We start from the raw sequence: 17,290 nt of genomic DNA, 5'->3' as shown, positions 1-17,290 counted from the left end.
GGGGCCCGGCGGCGGCAGAATGGGCCGCATGCCGAAGCCGATAGAGACGCCCGCCTTGTCAGTTGAACCGCCGAGCCGCACCGAACTCGTCGACCACCTGGTCCGCACCCGGATCGCGGGCCAGGTCGCCACGCCCCGTGAGAACAACCTGTCGCACTACCGCAAGCTCGCCAACGGCGACCGGCACTACTGGCTGGGCCTGGAGCTGGGCGACCGCTGGGCGGACGAGCAGGACGTGCTCGCCGTGATGGCGGAGCGGGTCGGCGTCGTCGACGACGCCGCGTACCGCTTCGGCCAGGACACGATCGACCCGGAGCTGACGGTGTCCGGCCTGGACCGGATGGCGGCGCGGCTGCGGAAGGCGGCGCTGGACCGGCAGAGCGTCCTGCTGGCCACGGGGCACCCGGGCGGCCTGCTGGACGTCCACCGGGCGACGGCGGCCGCGCTGCGCGCCGCGGGCTGCGAGATCGTGGTGATCCCGCCCGGCCTGGTCGCGGACGAGGGCTCGGTGTGGCAGTTCGCGGACGTCGCCGTCCTGGAGCGGGGCGCCACGCTGTGGCACACCCACTCCCCGGAGCCGATGGCCGCGATCCTGGACGGCCTGACGGCGGCGGGCCGCCCCCAGCCGGACCTGGTCGTCGCCGACCACGGCTGGGCGGGGTGCGCGGCGCAGCGCGGGCTGGACGCGGTGGGCTACGCGGACTGCAACGACCCCGCGCTGTTCATCGGCGAGGCGGAGGGCACCCTCGAGGTGGCGGTGCCGCTCGACGACCACGTCCGCGACCCGCGCTTCTACGACCCGATGGTGGCGTACCTGCTGTCGGCGGCCGGCCTGCTCTAGCCGGCCCGGCGGGGCCCCGTTCCGGCCCCGCCGGCGTTTGCGGCCCGGAAGGGACGGACCGAGACCGCTCAGCCGAGCCAGCCGGTCATCTCGGTCTGGACGGCCGAGCCGTCGAGGTCGGCGAGCTTCATGCCCACGAAGTCGCGGGCCCAGTCGGAGGTCTGGATCCGGAACGGCATCTTCTCGGCGGTCAGCGCCTCGATGACCGGCGCCGCCGCCTGCTCGGAGGTCTGCGCGGTGTCGCTGCCGAAGGACCGCAGGGCGTGGTTGATGTAGCCCTGGAGCGCCGGGGCGTACGGACCCGCCTGGGTGAGGAGCGCCGGGATGTCGAGCCCGACGTTGTTCACGAACTCGCTGGCGACGGCGCCCGGTTCGACGACGGCCACCTGGACGCCCGCGGACGCGGCGACCGGGGCGAGGGACTCCATGAAGCCCTCGACGGCGAACTTGGCCGCGCAGTAAGACTCGTTGAACGGCTGGCCGACGACGCCGCCGACGCTCGTCACGGTGATGACCCGGCCCCCCGAGGCGCGCAGGTGGGGCAGCGCGGCCCGGGTGAGCTCGGCGACGCCGAAGAAGTTGACCTCCATGACGGACCGCAGCTGCTCCATGCTGTGCTGCTCGATGGTGCCGACGAAGCCGGCGCCCGCGTTGTTGACGACGGCGTCGAGGTGGCCGTGCTCGGCGACGACCTCGGCCACGCACGCCGCCACGGAGTCCGCGTGGGTCACGTCGAGCCGCTTGACCTGGACCAGGTCCGAGACGCCCGCCTCGGCGGCGGCCTTCTGCAGGGCGTCGGCGCGGGTGGTGTCCCGCATGGTGGCGACGGCGTGCCAGCCCGCCCGGGCGGCGGCGACCGCGGCGGCCAGGCCGATCCCGGAGGAGGTGCCGGTGATGAGGACGGTCTTGGCGGTGGTCTTGGTGCTCACGAGGGCTCCTTAGATTTGTGCGTGCACACACACATTAACCTTGTGTGCGTGTGCACGCAACCAGGTATCCTCTCCCCATGGCGCACACGCAGCTCAACTTGGACGGCCTCACCCCCCGCGACCACGCCTTCTACGGACTGGTCTGGGCCGGAACCACCCTCACCGCCCGGGTCGACCAGGTGCTCACGCGCCGCCACGACCTGCCGTTGTCGTGGTTCGAGGTCATGCTCTGGCTGAGCGTCCAGCAGGAGCCGGTCGCGCCCTCCGAGCTGGGTGCCAGGACCCTGCTCAGCCGCAGCCAGGTCTCCCGCGTCGCCGATTCCCTCCGGGCCCGCGGCCTGGTCGAACGGGTCCCCTCCCCGACGGACGCCCGGTCCGTGGGGATCGCCCTGACCGAGGCGGGCCGCCGCGCCTTCGCGGAGGCCGACGCCACCCGCCGCGAGGCCCTCGCCGAGGTCTTCGACGACCGCCTCGACGATGCGGACATAGCCGCGCTGGAGGCGATCTGGGCCAAACTCAAGGCCCGCCCGGAGAACTGACAGCCGGCTCAGGCCCGGGAGGTGTCGTCCGGCCCCCGAGCACCTTGCGCCGCCGCAGGGCCGCGAACGGCGCCGCGAACGCGCAGGCCGCAGCGGTTGCGGCGGCGGCCATGAAGGCCGGGTTCACCCAGTCCGGGATCAGCTGCCGCCCACCCGGATCCCCGGGGTGGTCGGCGCAGTGGACGGAGAGCGGGAGCGAAGATTCCCAGACGACCGTCTTTTCGTGCTCGCCCCACTGGGCGTACCCGCACACCTCGTCGGGATCGAGGACGTAGACGCCGTACGACACGCCCCAGATGTAGACCGAACCCGCGGCGCACAGCGCGAGGAGGGCGGCCAGCAGGAAGGTGCCCGCACCGAGCGGCTCCGGGGCGGAGCGCCGCCGGACCGTGACCACCGCGTGGACGGCGAGCCGGCCGAGGACCAGGACGCCCACGAACGGGGAGATCAGGGTGAAGGCGAACAGGAGAACGATCATGTTTGCAGTCGACGCCCTGCCCGTCCGGTCAGTTCCGCACTGTGGCCGAGCCCACGCGGTGCCCGGCCCGCGGAGCTCCGAGGTCAGGCGCGCGGGACGCGCACCACGCCCTCCTGGATGACGGTCACGGCGAGCCGCCCGTCCTGCGTCCAGATCCGGGCCTGCCCGAGGCCGCGCCCGGCGGCCGCCGACGGGGACTCCTGGTCGTACAGCAGCCACTCATCGGCGCGGAACGGCCGGTGGAACCACATCGCGTGGTCCAGCGAGGCGCCCACCACGTCGCCGACCGCCCAGCCGCCCCGGCCGTGCGCGAGCAGCACCGAGTCGAGCAGGGTCATGTCCGAGACGTACGTGGCGAGGCACGTGTGAAGGAGCGCGTCGTCGCTCTCCAGCTTGCCGGCCGTACGGAACCACACCTGCGAGCGCGGTTCGACCGGCACGCCGACGCTGCCCCAGGGCGGGACCGTCGCGTACCGCAGGTCCACCGCTCCGCGCGCCTCGACCAGCCGCTCCACCGTGCCCGGGTCGCGGAAGATCTCCCGGTACGCGGGCAGGGACTCGGCGGCCGTGGGCAGGGTCTCCGGATCGGGCGCGTCCGGCATCGCGACCTGGTGGTCGAGGCCCTCCTCGTACGTCTGGAAGGACGCGGAGAGGTGGAAGACCGGCTGGCCGTGCTGGACGGCGACGACCCGGCGGGTGGTGAAGGAGCGCCCGTCGCGGATCCGGTCGACCGCGTACACGATCGGCGCGCCCGGGTCCCCTGCGCGCAGGAAGTACGAGTGCAGCGAGTGCGCGGTGCGGTCCTCGGGCACGGTCCGGCCGGCCGCGACCAGGGCCTGGGCCGCGACCTGGCCGCCGAAGACGCGCGGTACCAGCGAAGGTCGGCTGGTACCGCGGAAGATGTTCTCCTCGATCTGCTCGAGGTCGAGCAGATCGAGGAGGGTCGTCAGTGCCTCGTTCATGAGGGGAAGGGCAAGTCCCTTGTCCCGAAGGGCCCTTACAGGCCCATCGACTTGGCGATGATGGACTTCATGATCTCGCTGGTGCCGCCGTAGATGCGGTTGACGCGGTTGTCGGCGTACAGGCGGGCGATCGGGTACTCGTTCATGTAGCCGTAGCCGCCGTGCAGCTGGAGGCAGCGGTCGATCACGCGGTGCGCGACCTCGGTGCAGAACAGCTTCGCGGAAGCGGCCTCGGCGGGGGTCAGCTCGCCGGCGTCCAGGGCCTCCAGGGCGCGGTCCGCGACGGCCTGGGCGGCGTCCACCTCGGCCTGGCAGGCGGCCAGCTCGAACTTGGTGTTCTGGAAGTGCGCGACGGGCTTGCCGAAGACGGTGCGGTCGGTGACGTACTGCTGGGCGAACCGGACGGCCGCGGCGGCCTGGGCGTACGCGCCGAACGCGATGCCCCAGCGCTCGGAGGCCAGGTTGTGGCCGAGGTAGTAGAAGCCCTTGCCCTCCTCGCCGAGCAGGTCCTCGACCGGGACCTTGACGTCGACGAAGGCCAGCTCGGCGGTGTCGGAGGTGCGCAGGCCCAGCTTGTCGAGCTTGCGGCCGATCGAGTAGCCCTCGGACTTGGTGTCCACGGCGAACAGGGAGATGCCGAAGCGGCGGTCGTCCTCGCGCGGGGCGGCGGTGCGGGCACAGACGATCACGCGGTCGGCGTGCACGCCGCCGGTGATGAAGGTCTTGGAGCCGTTGAGGACGTAGTGCGTGCCGTCCTCGGAGAGCTTGGCCGTGGTCTTCATGCCCGCGACGTCGGAGCCGGTGCCCGGCTCGGTCATTGCGAGGGCCCACATCTCCTCGCCGGAGACGAACTTCGGCAGGTAGCGCTTCTTCTGCTCGTCGTCGGCCAGCATCTTGATGTAGGGGAGGGCGAGCAGCACGTGGACGCCGGAGCCGCCGAAGTTCACGCCCGCGCGGGAGGTCTCTTCGTAGAGGACGGCCTCGAACTTGTGGGTGTCCAGGCCCGCGCCGCCGAACTCCTCGGGGACGTTGATGCCGAAGACGCCCAGCTCGCCGAGCTTGTAGTAGAAGTCGCGCGGGGCCTGGCCGGCCGCGAACCACTCGTCGTAGACAGGGACGACCTCGGCCTCTATGAAGGCGCGGATGGTCTCGCGGAACGCCTCGTGGTCCTCGTTGAAAACGGTACGGCGCACAGCCGCCTCCTCGATCCTGTCGCCCGTCGCGCTGTCGCGCCGTGTCTAAGCGCTTGCTCAGACCATTAAGTTACCCGTGGGTTGGGCGGGCTGTCCAGAGTCGCGGAGGCGTAGCGGGTGTGATGTCCGGCGGCCTTGTGGCACGGGCCGCCGGACACCCGGCGTTCAGGCCTACTTGCCGAGGACGCTGCCGGTCCACTGGCCGGCGGCACCCTGCATCAGGGACTCGTTGCTCAGGACCTGGGTCCCGGGCAGGGAGGCCATGCCGATGTCGCCGGCCGGTGCCGCGCCGTTGTGGGAGCCGACCGTGTTGTCGCGCCCGGCGTTGAACACGTCGTCGCCGGCCACCTGGGTCAGGTCGCCGAAGACGATCGAGTACGTGTTGTCGATCGGCGCGTACACGACGAAGTTGTCGTCGGCGGAGGCGGCGGACGCACCGGCCAGGATGATGCCGCCGGCGGCGAGAGCGGTCAGGGCGAGGCGGATCGATCGCACGAGTAGTGCCTTTCGATGAGGGGGTGGGGGGAACAGTGCGAACGTAGGCGGCCGCGCGCCGGGAGGCACTGCACCCGCCGCCGTACGGCCCGAGTCCATCCGTACGGCGCAGCCGCCCCCGGGGTTCCCCCTCACGCCCCGGTGTCCCGGGTCAGCGCGAACCACAGCTCCATCCGGGTGTCCGGGTCGTCGAGGTCGCTGCGCAGCAGGGCCGCGACACGGGCGATGCGCTGGCGGACGGTGTTGCGGTGGACGCCGAGCGCCGCGGCCGTCCGGTCCCAGCTGCCGTGGTGCGCCAGCCAGGTGCGCAGGGTCTCCCGGTGGGCCGGGGACAGCGGGGCGAGCAGGGCCTCGGCGTGGGCGCGGGCCTCGGCGGGGTCCACCAGGACGTGGAGCCCCGCCCCGGTGTGCCGGACCAGCGAGGTGCGGGCCGCCTCGGCACGCTCCAGCGCCCGGCGGGCCTGCGCGTCAGCCCTGGTCAGGGCTTCGGGTCCGGAGGGGGCGCTCACCCCGAGCCGCCATCCGGGCTGCGCGGCGGGCTCCCGGTCGGTGAGCAGGCGTACGCCGCCCTCGTGCGGCTCGAGCAGTACGGTGCCCAGCGCGGCGGCGAGGGCCTGTGGATCCCCGCCGCCGACGGCCTGGACGGCGTACCAGGGTCCGGGGCCGAGGGCCTCGGCGGGAGAACCGCCGAGCAGCAGGCGGGTGAGTGCGGCGGCCTCGGTCCCGGTGGGCCGTTCGGCGGTGAGCAGGGTCAGCAGGACGGCGGCGATGGAGGCGATGGTGTGGTCGCCCGCAGCCCGGGCCGGGGTGGCGAGTGCCAGCACCCGGCCGCCGCCGACGGCGTAGACGGCGAGCTGAATTCCGCCGACGGAATCGGTGGCGGTGGCCGCCGTCCCGCCGCCCACCCGCCGGGCGAGCACCCCGAGCGCCCCGAGCGCCTCCTCCCCGACCCCGGTCCCCGCGGCCCGCACGACCCCGACGGGGGCGGATCCGGCGCCGGCGGTCCCGGCGGGGGCGCCCGCGGCGTCGGGCCCGGGCGAGCCGCCCGCCGGGATCCCGGCGGTTGCGGATTCCGCCGGGACGTCCGCAGGACCCGACCCCGCGGCTGCCGCACCGGCCGGGGCCAGGAGGGCGGCCCAGCCGCCCAGGCTCGCCGCCAGGCGGGACAGCAGCGCCGGCACCGGGTCGGGGCGGGCGGCCGCTGCGGCGAGGGCCTGCTGCGCTTCGGCGACCCGGCGCAGCTCGCGGGTGCGCGCCTCGGCCATCAGGCGCCAGACCGCCCGGGCCACCGCCGTGAAACGGGTCCCCGGCGGTACTTCGACCAGCGGCAGCCCCTGCCGCTCGCAGGCGTCGGCCAGGGCCCGCGGCACGGACGCGTGCACCGGGGTCACCCCGAAGCCGACCCCGGCCGCCCCGGCCCGCACGAGTCGGGCCACGTACTCCCCGGCATCCGCGCCCCCGCCCGCACCGGTCTCCGCCCCCGCCGTCAGCAGCAGCTCCCCGCCGAGCAGGTAGGGCGACGGATCCGCCATCTCGGAGGCGTGCACCCCGTGCACCTCGGCCTCGGCGGGTCCGGCCAGCAGCCGCAGTCCCAGTTCGGCGTCGGCCAGCAGCCGGTCCAGCGGAATCGGCGGGGTCGGGGGCGAGGCCTCCATGGATACTCCGTACACAGTGCAGGCGGATAATGGATGAAACGTACACTTCGCGGCCCGGACGCATCCGCTTACGCTCGAAGGACCGCACCGTAGGACCTCCAGAAGGGCACCCCCCATGAGCACGCAGCCGCGCGGCCCCGTCGACTCCTCCCGCATCCCGCGCTACGCGGGCCCCGCGACCTTCGCCCGGCTTCCGCGCCTGGACGAGGTCGGCTCCGCGGACGTCGCCGTCGTCGGCGTGCCGTTCGACTCGGGTGTCTCGTACCGCCCCGGTGCCCGCTTCGGCGGCAACGCCATCCGCGAGGCCTCCCGCCTCCTGCGTCCGTACAACCCGGCGCAGGACGCGTCCCCGTTCGCGCTCGCCCAGGTGGCGGACGCCGGTGACATCGCGGTGAACCCCTTCAACATCAACGAGGCCGTCGAGACGGTCGAGGCGGCCGCGGACGAGCTCCTCGGTGCCGGCTCCCGCCTGATGACCCTCGGCGGCGACCACACCATCGCCCTCCCGCTGCTCCGCTCCGTCGCGAAGAAGCACGGCCCGGTGGCGCTGCTGCACTTCGACGCGCACCTGGACACCTGGGACACGTACTTCGGCGCCGAGTACACGCACGGCACGCCGTTCCGCCGCGCCGTGGAGGAGGGCATCCTCGACACCGAGGCGCTCTCCCACGTCGGCACCCGCGGCCCGCTCTACGGCAAGCAGGACCTCGACGACGACGCCAAGATGGGCTTCGGCATCGTGACCTCGGCCGACGTCTACCGCCGCGGCGCGGACGAGGTCGCGGACCAGCTGCGCCAGCGCATCGGCGACCGCCCGCTGTACATCTCGATCGACATCGACGTGCTCGACCCGGCGCACGCGCCCGGCACCGGCACCCCGGAGGCGGGCGGCATGACCTCCCGCGAGCTGCTGGAGATCATCCGCGGCCTGTCCTCCTGCAACCTGGTCTCGGCGGACGTGGTCGAGGTCGCCCCGGCGTACGATCACGCCGAGATCACCTCGGTCGCGGCCTCGCACACCGCGTACGAGCTGACGACGATCATGAGCCGCCAGATCGCTGCGTCGAGGACGAAGTGAGCGGCGGAGCAACCGTGACGAAGGGCGAGTAAGCGCACGTGACGCACGACCACGACCTGGTACTCCGTCCCACCGAGGCCCAGACGGCGGCCGCCCTCGCGCCGCCGCCGGGGCGGACGGGCGGGGACCTGGTCGTGGAGACGCTGCGCTCGCTCGGCGCCACCACCGTGTTCGGCCTGCCGGGGCAGCACGCCCTCGGCATCTTCGACGCGGTGGGCCGCTGCGACCTGCGGCTGATCGGGCTGCGTACGGAGAACAACGCGGGGTTCGCCGCCGACGCGTACGGCCGCATCACGGGCGAGGCGGTTCCCCTGCTGCTCTCGACCGGCCCGGGCGCGCTGATGGCCCTGCCGGCCCTGGCGGAAGCGGCCGCCGCCTCGGCGCCGGTCCTCGCCATCGCCTCGCAGGTCCCCGTCGCGGGCCTCGGCGGCGGCCGCCGCGGGCACCTGCACGAGCTGCGGGACCAGTCGGCGTCGTTCCGGGACGTGGTGAAGTCGGTCCACACGGCCCGCACCCCGTCGCAGATCCCGTCCGTGATCGCGGAGGCCTGGGAATCGGCGCTGACGGCTCCGCACGGCCCGGTCTGGGTGGAGATCCCGGAGGACGTCCTGCGCGCAGAGACGGTGATCCCCCAGGTCACGGGGGTGGACGCGACCCCGCACGAGCTCGCCCCGCGGCCCGAGCTCACCGCTCTGGCGGCGCACTGGCTGGGGCGGGCCTCCCGCCCGGTGATCATCGCGGGCGGCGGGGTGATCCGCTCGGACGCGGCCGGCAAGCTGCGGCAGCTCGCGGAGCGGCTGAACGCCCCGGTGGTCACCACCTTCGGCGGCAAGGGCGCCTTCCCGTGGACGCACCCGCTGTCCCTCCAGTCCTGGCTGGAGGACCGCCACATGACGGACTTCCTGGAGGACGCGGACGTCCTCCTGGTCGTGGGCTCCGGCCTGGGCGAACTGTCGTCGAACTACCACACGTTCTTCCCGACGGGCCGGGTCGTCCAGATCGAGGCGGACCTCGGCAAGCTGGAGTCCAACCACCCGGCCCTCGGCATCCACGCGGACGCCCGCCTGGCCCTCCAGGCCCTCCTGGAAACGGTCCCGGAACGCGAGGACGCGCAGGCGCCGGAGCGCGTCCGCATGGTCCTGGCGGAGATCGGGGCTCGCCTGTCGACGCAGGACGTGACGCTGGAGCGCGAGCTCCTCACCTCGATCCGCACGGCCCTCCCCGCCCGCTCCCCGTCCTTCTGGGACATGACGATCCTGTCCTACTGGGCCTGGTCGGCGTTCGACGCGAAGCACCCCAACACGATGCACTCGGCCCAGGGCGCGGGCGGCCTCGGCTACGCCTTCCCGGCGGCCCTCGGCGCCTGCGTCGCGGAGCCGGACACCCCGGTCCTGGCCGTCTCGGGCGACGGCGGCGCGATGTACTCGATCGCGGACCTGGCGACGGCGCGGCAGCACGACTTGGACGTGACCTGGCTGATCGTGGACGACGGCGGCTACGGCATCCTGCGCGAGTACATGGCGGACTCCTTCGAGGGCCGCACGACGGGCACGGAACTCACCCGCCCGGACTTCGTCGCCCTGGCCCGGTCCTTCGGCGTCCCGGCGTCGACGACGACCCCGCAGACCCTCCGCGAAGACCTGGCCAAGTCCCTCGGCACCCCCGGCCCCTCGGTGCTGGTGCTTCCGGCAAAGCTCCGCATGTTCGCCCCGACGCACGTCTGAGGGCCGGTCGGGTGGTGAAACCGCTCCCCAGCCCGTAGCCGCCGGCGGCAAGAGGGTCCGGACGCGTTCGATGCCGGCGCGTGTCGGCGGGCGAGCGGGGCTCTGCGTCGTGATCCGGTCCCTACGCTGTCGGCACATGACCGGGAGGACCGTATGACGAAGGACGTCGCGGGGCGAGCGGCCGGGATCCGGCGGCGCGGGATCCCGCGGCTCTCGGCCGAGGTGTGGGGCGCCGGGGGTTCCATCTGGGCGGCGGACGGCAAGGGCCACGACCCGGAGGCCGGCACCGAGGTCGTCGACGAGCCGGTGCCCGACGCCGTCGGGGCCGTGCTCGGGCTGGAGGGCGGAGCGCCCGCCTGCGTGCGGCGCCGCAGGTTCCTGCTCGACGGGAAGCCCGTCATGCTGGCCACCTCGTACCTCGACGCCGTGCTCGTCGCCGGTACGCCCATCGCCGAGCCGGACTCCGGCCCCGGCGGGATCTACGCCCGGCTCGCCGAGCTCGGTCACGGGCCGGCCCGGTTCCGGGAGGAGGTCCGCTCGCGGATGCCGTCCCCGGAGGAGACCGACCGGCTCGGCCTGGCGGCCGGGACCCCGGTGGTGCTGGTCCGCCGTACCGCCTTCGCCGCCGACGGACGGGCGGTCGAGGTCAACGACATGGTCCTCGACGCCTCCGCCTACGTGCTGGAGTACGAGTTCGACGCTCCGTAGCGGCCGTAGCGGCCGTGGCGCCTTGGCGCACGGACCGGCCGACGAGTGAGGGGCCCCCGAAGGGGCGAACTCTGCGTGCGGGCTTCCGTGCGGCAGTGCGATTGTTGCCGGGGGATGAAATCCGCCGGTCGGGGCGTTGGGGGAGGCGGCAGGACAGGATCAACGGGGAGGCTCCACGTGGCGGCGGCAGAGATGGCAGCGGGCGGGAAACAGGGCTGGGCCCGGCGGCTCGCCGCCTACACGTGGCGGTACCGGCTCAATGTGCTGCTGGCGCTCGGGTCCTCCCTGGGCGGCATGGCGGTCATGGCGCTCGTGCCGCTGGTCACCAAGGTCATCATCGACGACGTCATCGGCGACCACACCAAGCCCATGGGGATATGGGCCGGGCTGCTCATAGGCGCCGCGGTCCTCGTGTACGTGATGACGTACATCCGCAGGTACTACGGCGGCCGCCTCGCGCTCGACGTCCAGCACGACTTGCGCACCGACATGTACGACACCATCGCCCGCCTCGACGGGCGCCGCCAGGACGAGCTGTCCACCGGGCAGGTCGTCGGGCGGGCCACGAGCGACCTCCAGCTGATCCAGGGGCTGCTCTTCATGCTGCCCATGACCATCGGGAACTTCCTGCTGTTCGGGATATCCCTCGGCGTCATGCTGTGGCTGTCCCCGCTGCTGACCCTGGTCGCACTGCTCATGGCCCCCGCGCTCTGGTTCATCGCCAAGCGCAGCCGCAAGAAGCTCTTCCCCGCCACCTGGTGGGCCCAGGGCCAGGCCGCCGCCGTCGCCACCGTCGTCGACGGAGCCGTCACCGGCGTCCGCGTCGTCAAGGGCTTCGGCCAGGAGGAGCAGGAGACCGGCAAGCTGCGCGCCGCCGGGCGGCGGCTGTTCGCCGGGCGGATGCGGACCATCCGGCTCAACTCCCGCTACACCCCCGCCCTGCAGGCCGTGCCCGCCCTCGCGCAGGTCGCCATGCTGGCCCTCGGCGGCTGGATGGCCACCAACGGCCAGGTCACCCTCGGCACCTTCGTGGCCTTCTCCACCTACCTCGCCCAGCTCGTCGGCCCCGTCCGCATGCTCGCCATGGTCCTCACAGTCGGCCAGCAGGCCCGCGCCGGCGTCGAGCGCGTCTTCGAGCTCATCGACACCGAGCCCGTCATCGAGGACGGCACGCACGAACTGCCCGCCGACGCCCCCGCCACCGTCGAGTTCGACGGGGTCGTCTTCGGGTACGACCCCGAGCGGCCGGTCCTGGACGGCTTCTCGCTCTCCGTCACCGAGGGCGAGACCGTCGCCGTCGTCGGCGCCTCCGGCTCCGGCAAGTCCACCGTCTCCCTCCTCCTGCCCCGCTTCTACGACGCCGACCGCGGCGCCGTACGCGTCGGGGGTCACGACGTCCGCGGGCTCACCTTCGACTCCCTGCGCGCCGCCATCGGGCTCGTGCCGGAGGACTCCTTCCTCTTCTCCGACACCATCCGCGCCAACATCGCCTACGGCCACCCCGAAGCCACCGACGCGCAGATCGGGGCCGCCGCCCGCGCCGCCCAGGCCGAAGGGTTCATCAAGGCCCTGCCCGCCGGGTACGACACCAAGGTCGGCGAGCAGGGGCTCACCCTCTCCGGCGGCCAGCGCCAGCGCATCGCGCTCGCCCGCGCCATCCTCACCGACCCGCGCCTGCTGCTCCTCGACGACGCCACCTCCGCCGTGGACGCCCGCGTCGAGCACGAGATCCACGAGGCGCTGCGCGCCGTCATGTCCGGCCGCACCACCCTCCTCATCGCCCACCGCCGCTCCACGCTCGCGCTGGCCGACCGGATCGCCGTACTCGACCGCGGGCGGCTCTCCGACATCGGAACGCACGAGGAGCTGGAGCGCCGCTCGCCCCTCTACCGGCGGCTGCTCACCGATCCGGACGCGCTCGGCGCCGGCTCGCCGCGCACCCCCGAGGCGCCCGCGATGTCCGAGTTCGAGCGGGACATCGAAGGGGACCTCGAACGGGACATCGAGCTCGAGGCCGAGATCGACTCCGAGCCGGTCAACGCCAAGCGGCGGGTCGCCGACGGGGTGACCCCCGAGCTCTGGCGCCGCCAGGAGGAATCCGAGTCCGCCGCGGCGGCCGGGACCGCCGCAGCCGCCGCCCCCGGCGCCGCGCCCTCCATGGCGGGCGCCGTCGCCGGCATGCCGGCCACCCCCGAGCTGCTCGCGCAGGTGGCCGCGCTGCCGCCCGCCGACGACGAGCCCGCCGTGGACGAGGACCAGGCCGCGTCCGCCGAGAAGAGCTACAACCTGCGCCGGCTGCTCCGCGGCTTCTGGGCGCCCCTCGCCGTCAGCCTCGGCCTCGTCGCCGTCGACGCCGGCTCCGGGCTGCTGCTCCCGATCCTGATCCGGCACGGCATCGACAAGGGCGTCGAGCAGGCCGCCCTCGGCGCCGTCTGGGTGGCCGCCCTTCTCGCGCTCGGCGTCGTCGTCGCGCAGTGGGCCGCCCAGTTCGCCGAGACCCGGATGACCGGGCGCACCGGCGAGCGCGTCCTGTACGCCCTGCGCGTCAAGATCTTCGCCCAGCTCCAGCGCCTCGGCCTCGACTACTACGAGCGCGAGCTGACCGGCAAGATCATGACCCGGATGACCACCGACGTGGACGCCCTGTCGACCTTCCTGCAGACCGGGCTCGTCACCGCCGTCGTCTCCGTCTTCACCTTCTTCGGCATCCTGATCGCCCTGCTCGTCCTCGACGTCGAGCTCGCGCTGATCGTGTTCGCGACGCTCCCCGTGCTGGTCCTCGGCACGTTCGTGTTCCGCCGCAAGTCGGTCGCCGCGTACGAGCTCGCCCGCGACCGGGTCAGCCTGGTCAACGCCGACCTCCAGGAGTCCGTCTCCGGACTGCGCATCGTCCAGGCGTTCCGCCGCCAGCGCGCCGGCGCCGCCCGGTTCGCCGAGCGCAGCGACTCGTACCGCGAGGCGCGGGTGCGGGGCCAGTGGCTGATATCCGTCTACTTCCCCTTCGTGCAGCTGCTGTCCTCCGGGGCGGCGGCCGCCGTGCTGATCGTCGGCGCGGGCCGCGTAGAGGCCGGCACCCTCACCACCGGCGCGCTGGTGGCGTACCTCCTGTACATCGACCTGTTCTTCGCCCCCGTCCAGCAGCTCTCCCAGGTCTTCGACGGCTACCAGCAGGCCACGGTCTCCCTCGGCCGGATCCAGGGGCTGCTGCGCGAGCCCACCAGCACCCCGCGGTCCGCCGACCCCGCCCCCGTGCGGGAGCTGCGCGGCGAGATCGCCTTCGAGGACGTGCGCTTCGCGTACGGCACCGCCGAGGAGCGCGGCGAGAAGGGCGACGCGCTCGCCGGGATCAGCCTGCGGATACCCGCCGGGCAGACCGTCGCGTTCGTCGGCGAGACCGGCGCCGGCAAGTCCACGCTGGTCAAGCTCGTGGCCCGGTTCTACGACCCGACCTCGGGCCGGGTCACCGCCGACGGCGCCGATCTGCGGGAGCTCGACCTGACGGCGTACCGCCACCGGCTGGGGGTCGTCCCCCAGGAGCCGTACCTCTTCCCGGGGACGGTCCGCGACGCCATCGCCTACGGGCGGCCCGAGGCGGCCGACGCCGAAGTGGAGGCGGCCGCCCGCGCGGTCGGCGCCCACGACATGATCGCCACCCTCGACGGCGGCTACCTGCACACCGTCGCCGAACGCGGGCGCAACCTCTCGGCCGGCCAGCGCCAGCTGATCGCCCTGGCCCGCGCCGAACTCGTCGACCCGGACGTGCTGCTGCTCGACGAGGCCACCGCCGCGCTCGACCTGGCCACCGAGGCCCAGGTCAACCAGGCCACCGACCGGCTCGCCGGCAAGCGCACCACCCTCGTGGTGGCACACCGGCTGACCACGGCCGCGCGCGCCGATCGGGTCGTCGTCATGGACCGCGGCCGGGTCGTGGAGGACGGCACCCACGCCGAACTCGTCGCCCGCGGCGGCCACTACGCCGAACTGTGGCGCACCTTCGTCGGCGAGGACGAGCCGGCCGCGGCGCTCTAGGGGGTCTCGGGTGACGACGGCCCCGGATCCGTCACATGACGGATCCGGGGCCGTTGACCACTAACCCTGCTCAGGCACCGGCTTGGTTTGCCTGCCGCCTGAGGTGGCGGCAAGGCCGCCTCCCGCGAGTAGGCAGACGATGGTCTCGACGGCCCTGATCTGATCGGTTCCGAGGTCCGGACGGACCAGGAAGAGAACGATCACGACCACGATGACGACCGTCGGCCACGACGGCGGGAAATGCAGGGTCTTCGGCTTTGCCCTCACGGTTCTCCTTCAACGCACTCACGGGAAATGGTGGTTGTCGGGGCCCGCTTCCGGCTCAGCTCCCACGATCTGCCTCGGCCATCGCAGGATCAGGCGAGACCGGTCCCGACTCGTTCGGCTGACTGGGCGACGTGGGATGCACCCGTTAACCGGAGGCGGAACCGATGACGACTTCTCAACGACTCACCCTTCAGATCGGGCCGATGACGGGTGACAGCTCGTTCTGGTTCATCAACTGCCGTGCCTTACACCGGACTTGGATGGGACATCCCATTGTGGTCCGTACGGATCCGGGGCAACACGCAGGAACGCGCCACGCAGCGTCCCGCGGGCCGGATCTTGCTGTATGCAACCTTCCGGGGGATCCGTGCGTCGTACGTGCGTACGTGTTACGTACGACCGATCGGGGGGCAGGGTGGAGCACGGGCGGAAGGGGCGCGGCCGGGGGGCCGCGTCGGCGAGGGTGTTCACGGCGGGGCTGATGCTGTGCGTCGGCGGGCTGCTCGCCGCGCCTCCGGCGCACGCGGCGACCGGCGGCTGTGGGGGCGGGCTGGTCAGGACGCTGCCCCTGCCCACGGGCGAGGTGCGCATCTACAAGAGCCGTACCCAGGCCTGCGCGGTGACGGTGGCCCAGGACCCGGGCCGGCGCCGCGCGATGGCGGTGAGCATCCAGCCGCGCGGCGGGGTTCCCGTGGGCGATGCGGGGCAGTTCACCCGATATGCCGGTCCCGTCACCGTCGGCGCGATCAGCCGCTGCGTGTATGTAAAGGGGAGCATCGAGGCCGGATCCGTCGAATCCGGCTGGATCCTGTGCTGAACGAGCGACCCAACTAGGTCTGGTCAGCGATGCGTTGACCCCGCTAGGTTCACGGGCGACCGAAGTGAACTCAGGGGAGGGTGAATGCGCAAGACGCTCGGCTGGCTGCTGTCGCTCGTGGTGCTGATCGGCACCATGGGCGCAGCCGGCTTCACGGCTCAGGCGGCCACCGCCGCAGGGCCGTCCGCCGCGACGGACATCAAGGACGAGATCCTCGCCATTGCGGGGATGAGCCTGATCGAGGAGAAGGAGTACCCCGGGTACCGCTTCTTCGTACTGAACTACGAACAGCCGGTCGACCACCGGAACCCGTCGAAGGGCACCTTCAAGCAGCGCCTCACCCTGCTGCACAAGGACGTCTCCCGGCCCACGGTGTTCTTCACCTCCGGCTACAACGTCAACACCAACCCGCGCCGCAGCGAGCCGACGACCATCGTCGACGGCAACCAGGTGTCGCTGGAGTACCGTTTCTTCACGCCCTCCCGGCCCGACCCGGCCAACTGGGCGAACCTGGACATCTGGCAGGCCGCCAGCGACCAGCACCGGATCTTCACCGCCCTGAAGAAGGTCTACAAGAAGAACTGGCTCGCCACGGGCGGCAGCAAGGGCGGTATGACGGCGACGTACTACGAGCGCTACTACCCGCGTGACATGGACGGTGTCGTCGCGTACGTCGCGCCCAACGACGTCGTCAACAAGGAGGACTCGGCGTACGACCGGTTCTTCGCCAAGGTCGGCACCAAGGAGTGCCGCGACAAGCTGAACGCGGTGCAGCGCGAGGCGCTCGTCCGCCGTGAGCCGCTCGAGGCCAAGTACGCGGCCGCCGCAGCCGAGAACGGCTGGACCTTCACCACCGTCGGCAACCTCGACAAGGCCTACGAGGCCGTCGTGCTCGACTACGTGTGGGCCTTCTGGCAGTACAGCCTGCTCGCCGACTGCGCCTCCATCCCGGCCGCCGCGACCGCGAGCGACCAGGAGATCTGGGACTCGATAGACACGATCTCCGGCTTCTCGGCCTACGCCGACCAGGGCCTCGAGACGTACACGCCGTACTACTACCAGGCGGGTACGCAGCTCGGTTCGCCCGACATCAAGCAGCCGCACCTGGGGAGCCTGAGCCGCTACGGCTACCAGCCGCCGCGCAACTTCGTGCCGCGCGAGATCCCGATGACCTTCCAGCCGGGGGTCATGGCGGAGGTGGACAACTGGGTGAAGAACAACGCCAACCAGATGCTGTTCGTGTACGGGCAGAACGACCCGTGGGGTGCCGAACCGTTCCACCTCGGCTACACCGTCCGCGACAGCTACGTGATGATCGCGCCCGGCGCCAACCACGGGGCCAACGTCGCCAAGCTCCAGGAGGGCGAGAAGGCGCTGGCCACGCAGAAGATCCTGCAGTGGGCCGGGGTCGCCCCGGCCGCCGCGCTCGCCGACGCGGGCCGGGCGACGCCGCTGGCGAAGCCCGACGCGGTGCTGGACCAGAAGGAGATGGAGCGCGAGCCGCAACTGCGGCCGTAGCTCCCGGGCAGGGCCCGGGGGGGCCACGGGAGGGCAGTACGGCTGACCCCGGTCCTG

15 protein-coding genes are annotated in these 17,290 nt (G+C 72.7%); 8 read left to right on the top strand and 7 right to left on the bottom strand.

The genetic code is table 11. The annotated features are described in order from the left end of the window. Positions 1-19 precede the first annotated feature (19 nt). Entirely contained in the window at positions 20-841 is an 822-nt protein-coding gene (locus IF09_RS0120695; protein ID WP_051832699.1) for a phosphatase, read from the top strand. 68 nt (positions 842-909) lie between these two features. On the opposite strand, the gene IF09_RS0120690 is transcribed toward IF09_RS0120695, so the two are convergent. Then, positions 910-1,770: an SDR family NAD(P)-dependent oxidoreductase gene (locus tag IF09_RS0120690; RefSeq protein WP_030297831.1), complete on the bottom strand. Its 861-nt coding sequence runs from the start codon at positions 1,768-1,770 to the stop codon at positions 910-912. Between the two features lie 77 nt (positions 1,771-1,847). Here IF09_RS0120690 and IF09_RS0120685 point away from each other — a divergent pair, with 77 nt between their 5' ends. Next, on the top strand, positions 1,848-2,309 hold the full coding sequence (locus tag IF09_RS0120685; RefSeq protein ID WP_030297829.1) for a MarR family winged helix-turn-helix transcriptional regulator: 462 nt from the start codon (positions 1,848-1,850) through the stop codon (positions 2,307-2,309). Here IF09_RS0120685 and IF09_RS40430 read toward each other — a convergent pair. The 5 genes from IF09_RS40430 to IF09_RS0120660 form a co-directional block, all read right to left on the bottom strand. Next, on the bottom strand, positions 2,287-2,787 hold the full coding sequence (locus IF09_RS40430; RefSeq protein ID WP_037635559.1) for a hypothetical protein: 501 nt from the start codon (positions 2,785-2,787) through the stop codon (positions 2,287-2,289). The two genes, IF09_RS0120685 and IF09_RS40430, sit on opposite strands and share 23 nt — an antisense overlap. Before the next feature lie 83 nt (positions 2,788-2,870). Continuing rightward, entirely contained in the window at positions 2,871-3,749 is an 879-nt protein-coding gene (locus IF09_RS0120675; RefSeq protein ID WP_030297825.1) for an acyl-CoA thioesterase, read from the bottom strand. A gap of 35 nt (positions 3,750-3,784) precedes the next feature. Then, on the bottom strand, positions 3,785-4,942 hold the full coding sequence (locus IF09_RS0120670; RefSeq protein ID WP_030297823.1) for an acyl-CoA dehydrogenase family protein: 1,158 nt from the start codon (positions 4,940-4,942) through the stop codon (positions 3,785-3,787). Between the two features lie 171 nt (positions 4,943-5,113). Continuing rightward, the gene (locus tag IF09_RS0120665) at positions 5,114-5,437 is read right to left on the bottom strand and encodes a hypothetical protein (protein ID WP_030297822.1); all 324 of its coding nucleotides are present in this window, start codon (positions 5,435-5,437) and stop codon (positions 5,114-5,116) included. Positions 5,438-5,568: 131 nt separating this feature from the next. Next, positions 5,569-7,092 (bottom strand): PucR family transcriptional regulator, encoded by a 1,524-nt coding sequence (locus IF09_RS0120660; RefSeq protein WP_030297819.1) that lies wholly within the window; start codon positions 7,090-7,092, stop codon positions 5,569-5,571. A gap of 115 nt (positions 7,093-7,207) precedes the next feature. Here IF09_RS0120660 and speB point away from each other — a divergent pair, with 115 nt between their 5' ends. The 4 genes from speB (at position 7,208) to IF09_RS0120640 (ending at position 14,631) form a co-directional block, all read left to right on the top strand. Continuing rightward, positions 7,208-8,170, top strand: coding sequence for an agmatinase (speB, locus tag IF09_RS0120655; RefSeq protein WP_030297817.1), 963 nt, complete (start codon positions 7,208-7,210; stop codon positions 8,168-8,170). Positions 8,171-8,208: 38 nt separating this feature from the next. Further along, the gene (locus tag IF09_RS0120650) at positions 8,209-9,894 is read left to right on the top strand and encodes a thiamine pyrophosphate-binding protein (RefSeq protein ID WP_030297810.1); all 1,686 of its coding nucleotides are present in this window, start codon (positions 8,209-8,211) and stop codon (positions 9,892-9,894) included. A gap of 102 nt (positions 9,895-9,996) precedes the next feature. Continuing rightward, positions 9,997-10,602: a GntR family transcriptional regulator gene (locus IF09_RS0120645; RefSeq protein WP_418953066.1), complete on the top strand. Its 606-nt coding sequence runs from the start codon at positions 9,997-9,999 to the stop codon at positions 10,600-10,602. A 192-nt stretch (positions 10,603-10,794) separates the two neighbouring features. Then, entirely contained in the window at positions 10,795-14,631 is a 3,837-nt protein-coding gene (locus IF09_RS0120640; RefSeq protein ID WP_030297806.1) for an ABC transporter ATP-binding protein, read from the top strand. A 60-nt stretch (positions 14,632-14,691) separates the two neighbouring features. Here IF09_RS0120640 and IF09_RS0120635 read toward each other — a convergent pair whose 3' ends face one another. Further along, positions 14,692-14,898: a hypothetical protein gene (locus IF09_RS0120635; protein WP_030297804.1), complete on the bottom strand. Its 207-nt coding sequence runs from the start codon at positions 14,896-14,898 to the stop codon at positions 14,692-14,694. A 415-nt stretch (positions 14,899-15,313) separates the two neighbouring features. Here IF09_RS0120635 and IF09_RS0120630 point away from each other — a divergent pair, with 415 nt between their 5' ends. Together IF09_RS0120630 and IF09_RS0120625 are read left to right on the top strand one after the other, a co-directional pair. Beyond that, complete coding sequence (locus IF09_RS0120630; RefSeq protein ID WP_234321091.1) at positions 15,314-15,715, top strand: hypothetical protein; 402 nt, start codon at positions 15,314-15,316, stop codon at positions 15,713-15,715. Positions 15,716-15,799: 84 nt separating this feature from the next. Further along, positions 15,800-17,233 (top strand): S28 family serine protease, encoded by a 1,434-nt coding sequence (locus IF09_RS0120625; RefSeq protein WP_030297799.1) that lies wholly within the window; start codon positions 15,800-15,802, stop codon positions 17,231-17,233. Positions 17,234-17,290: the final 57 nt, after the last annotated feature.

Source organism: Streptomyces katrae (genome assembly GCF_000717655.1).
Lineage (GTDB): Bacteria > Actinomycetota > Actinomycetes > Streptomycetales > Streptomycetaceae > Streptomyces > Streptomyces katrae_B.
The sequence above is the reverse complement of the archived record's forward strand: the minus strand, read 5'-3'. Positions and strand labels throughout refer to the sequence as shown.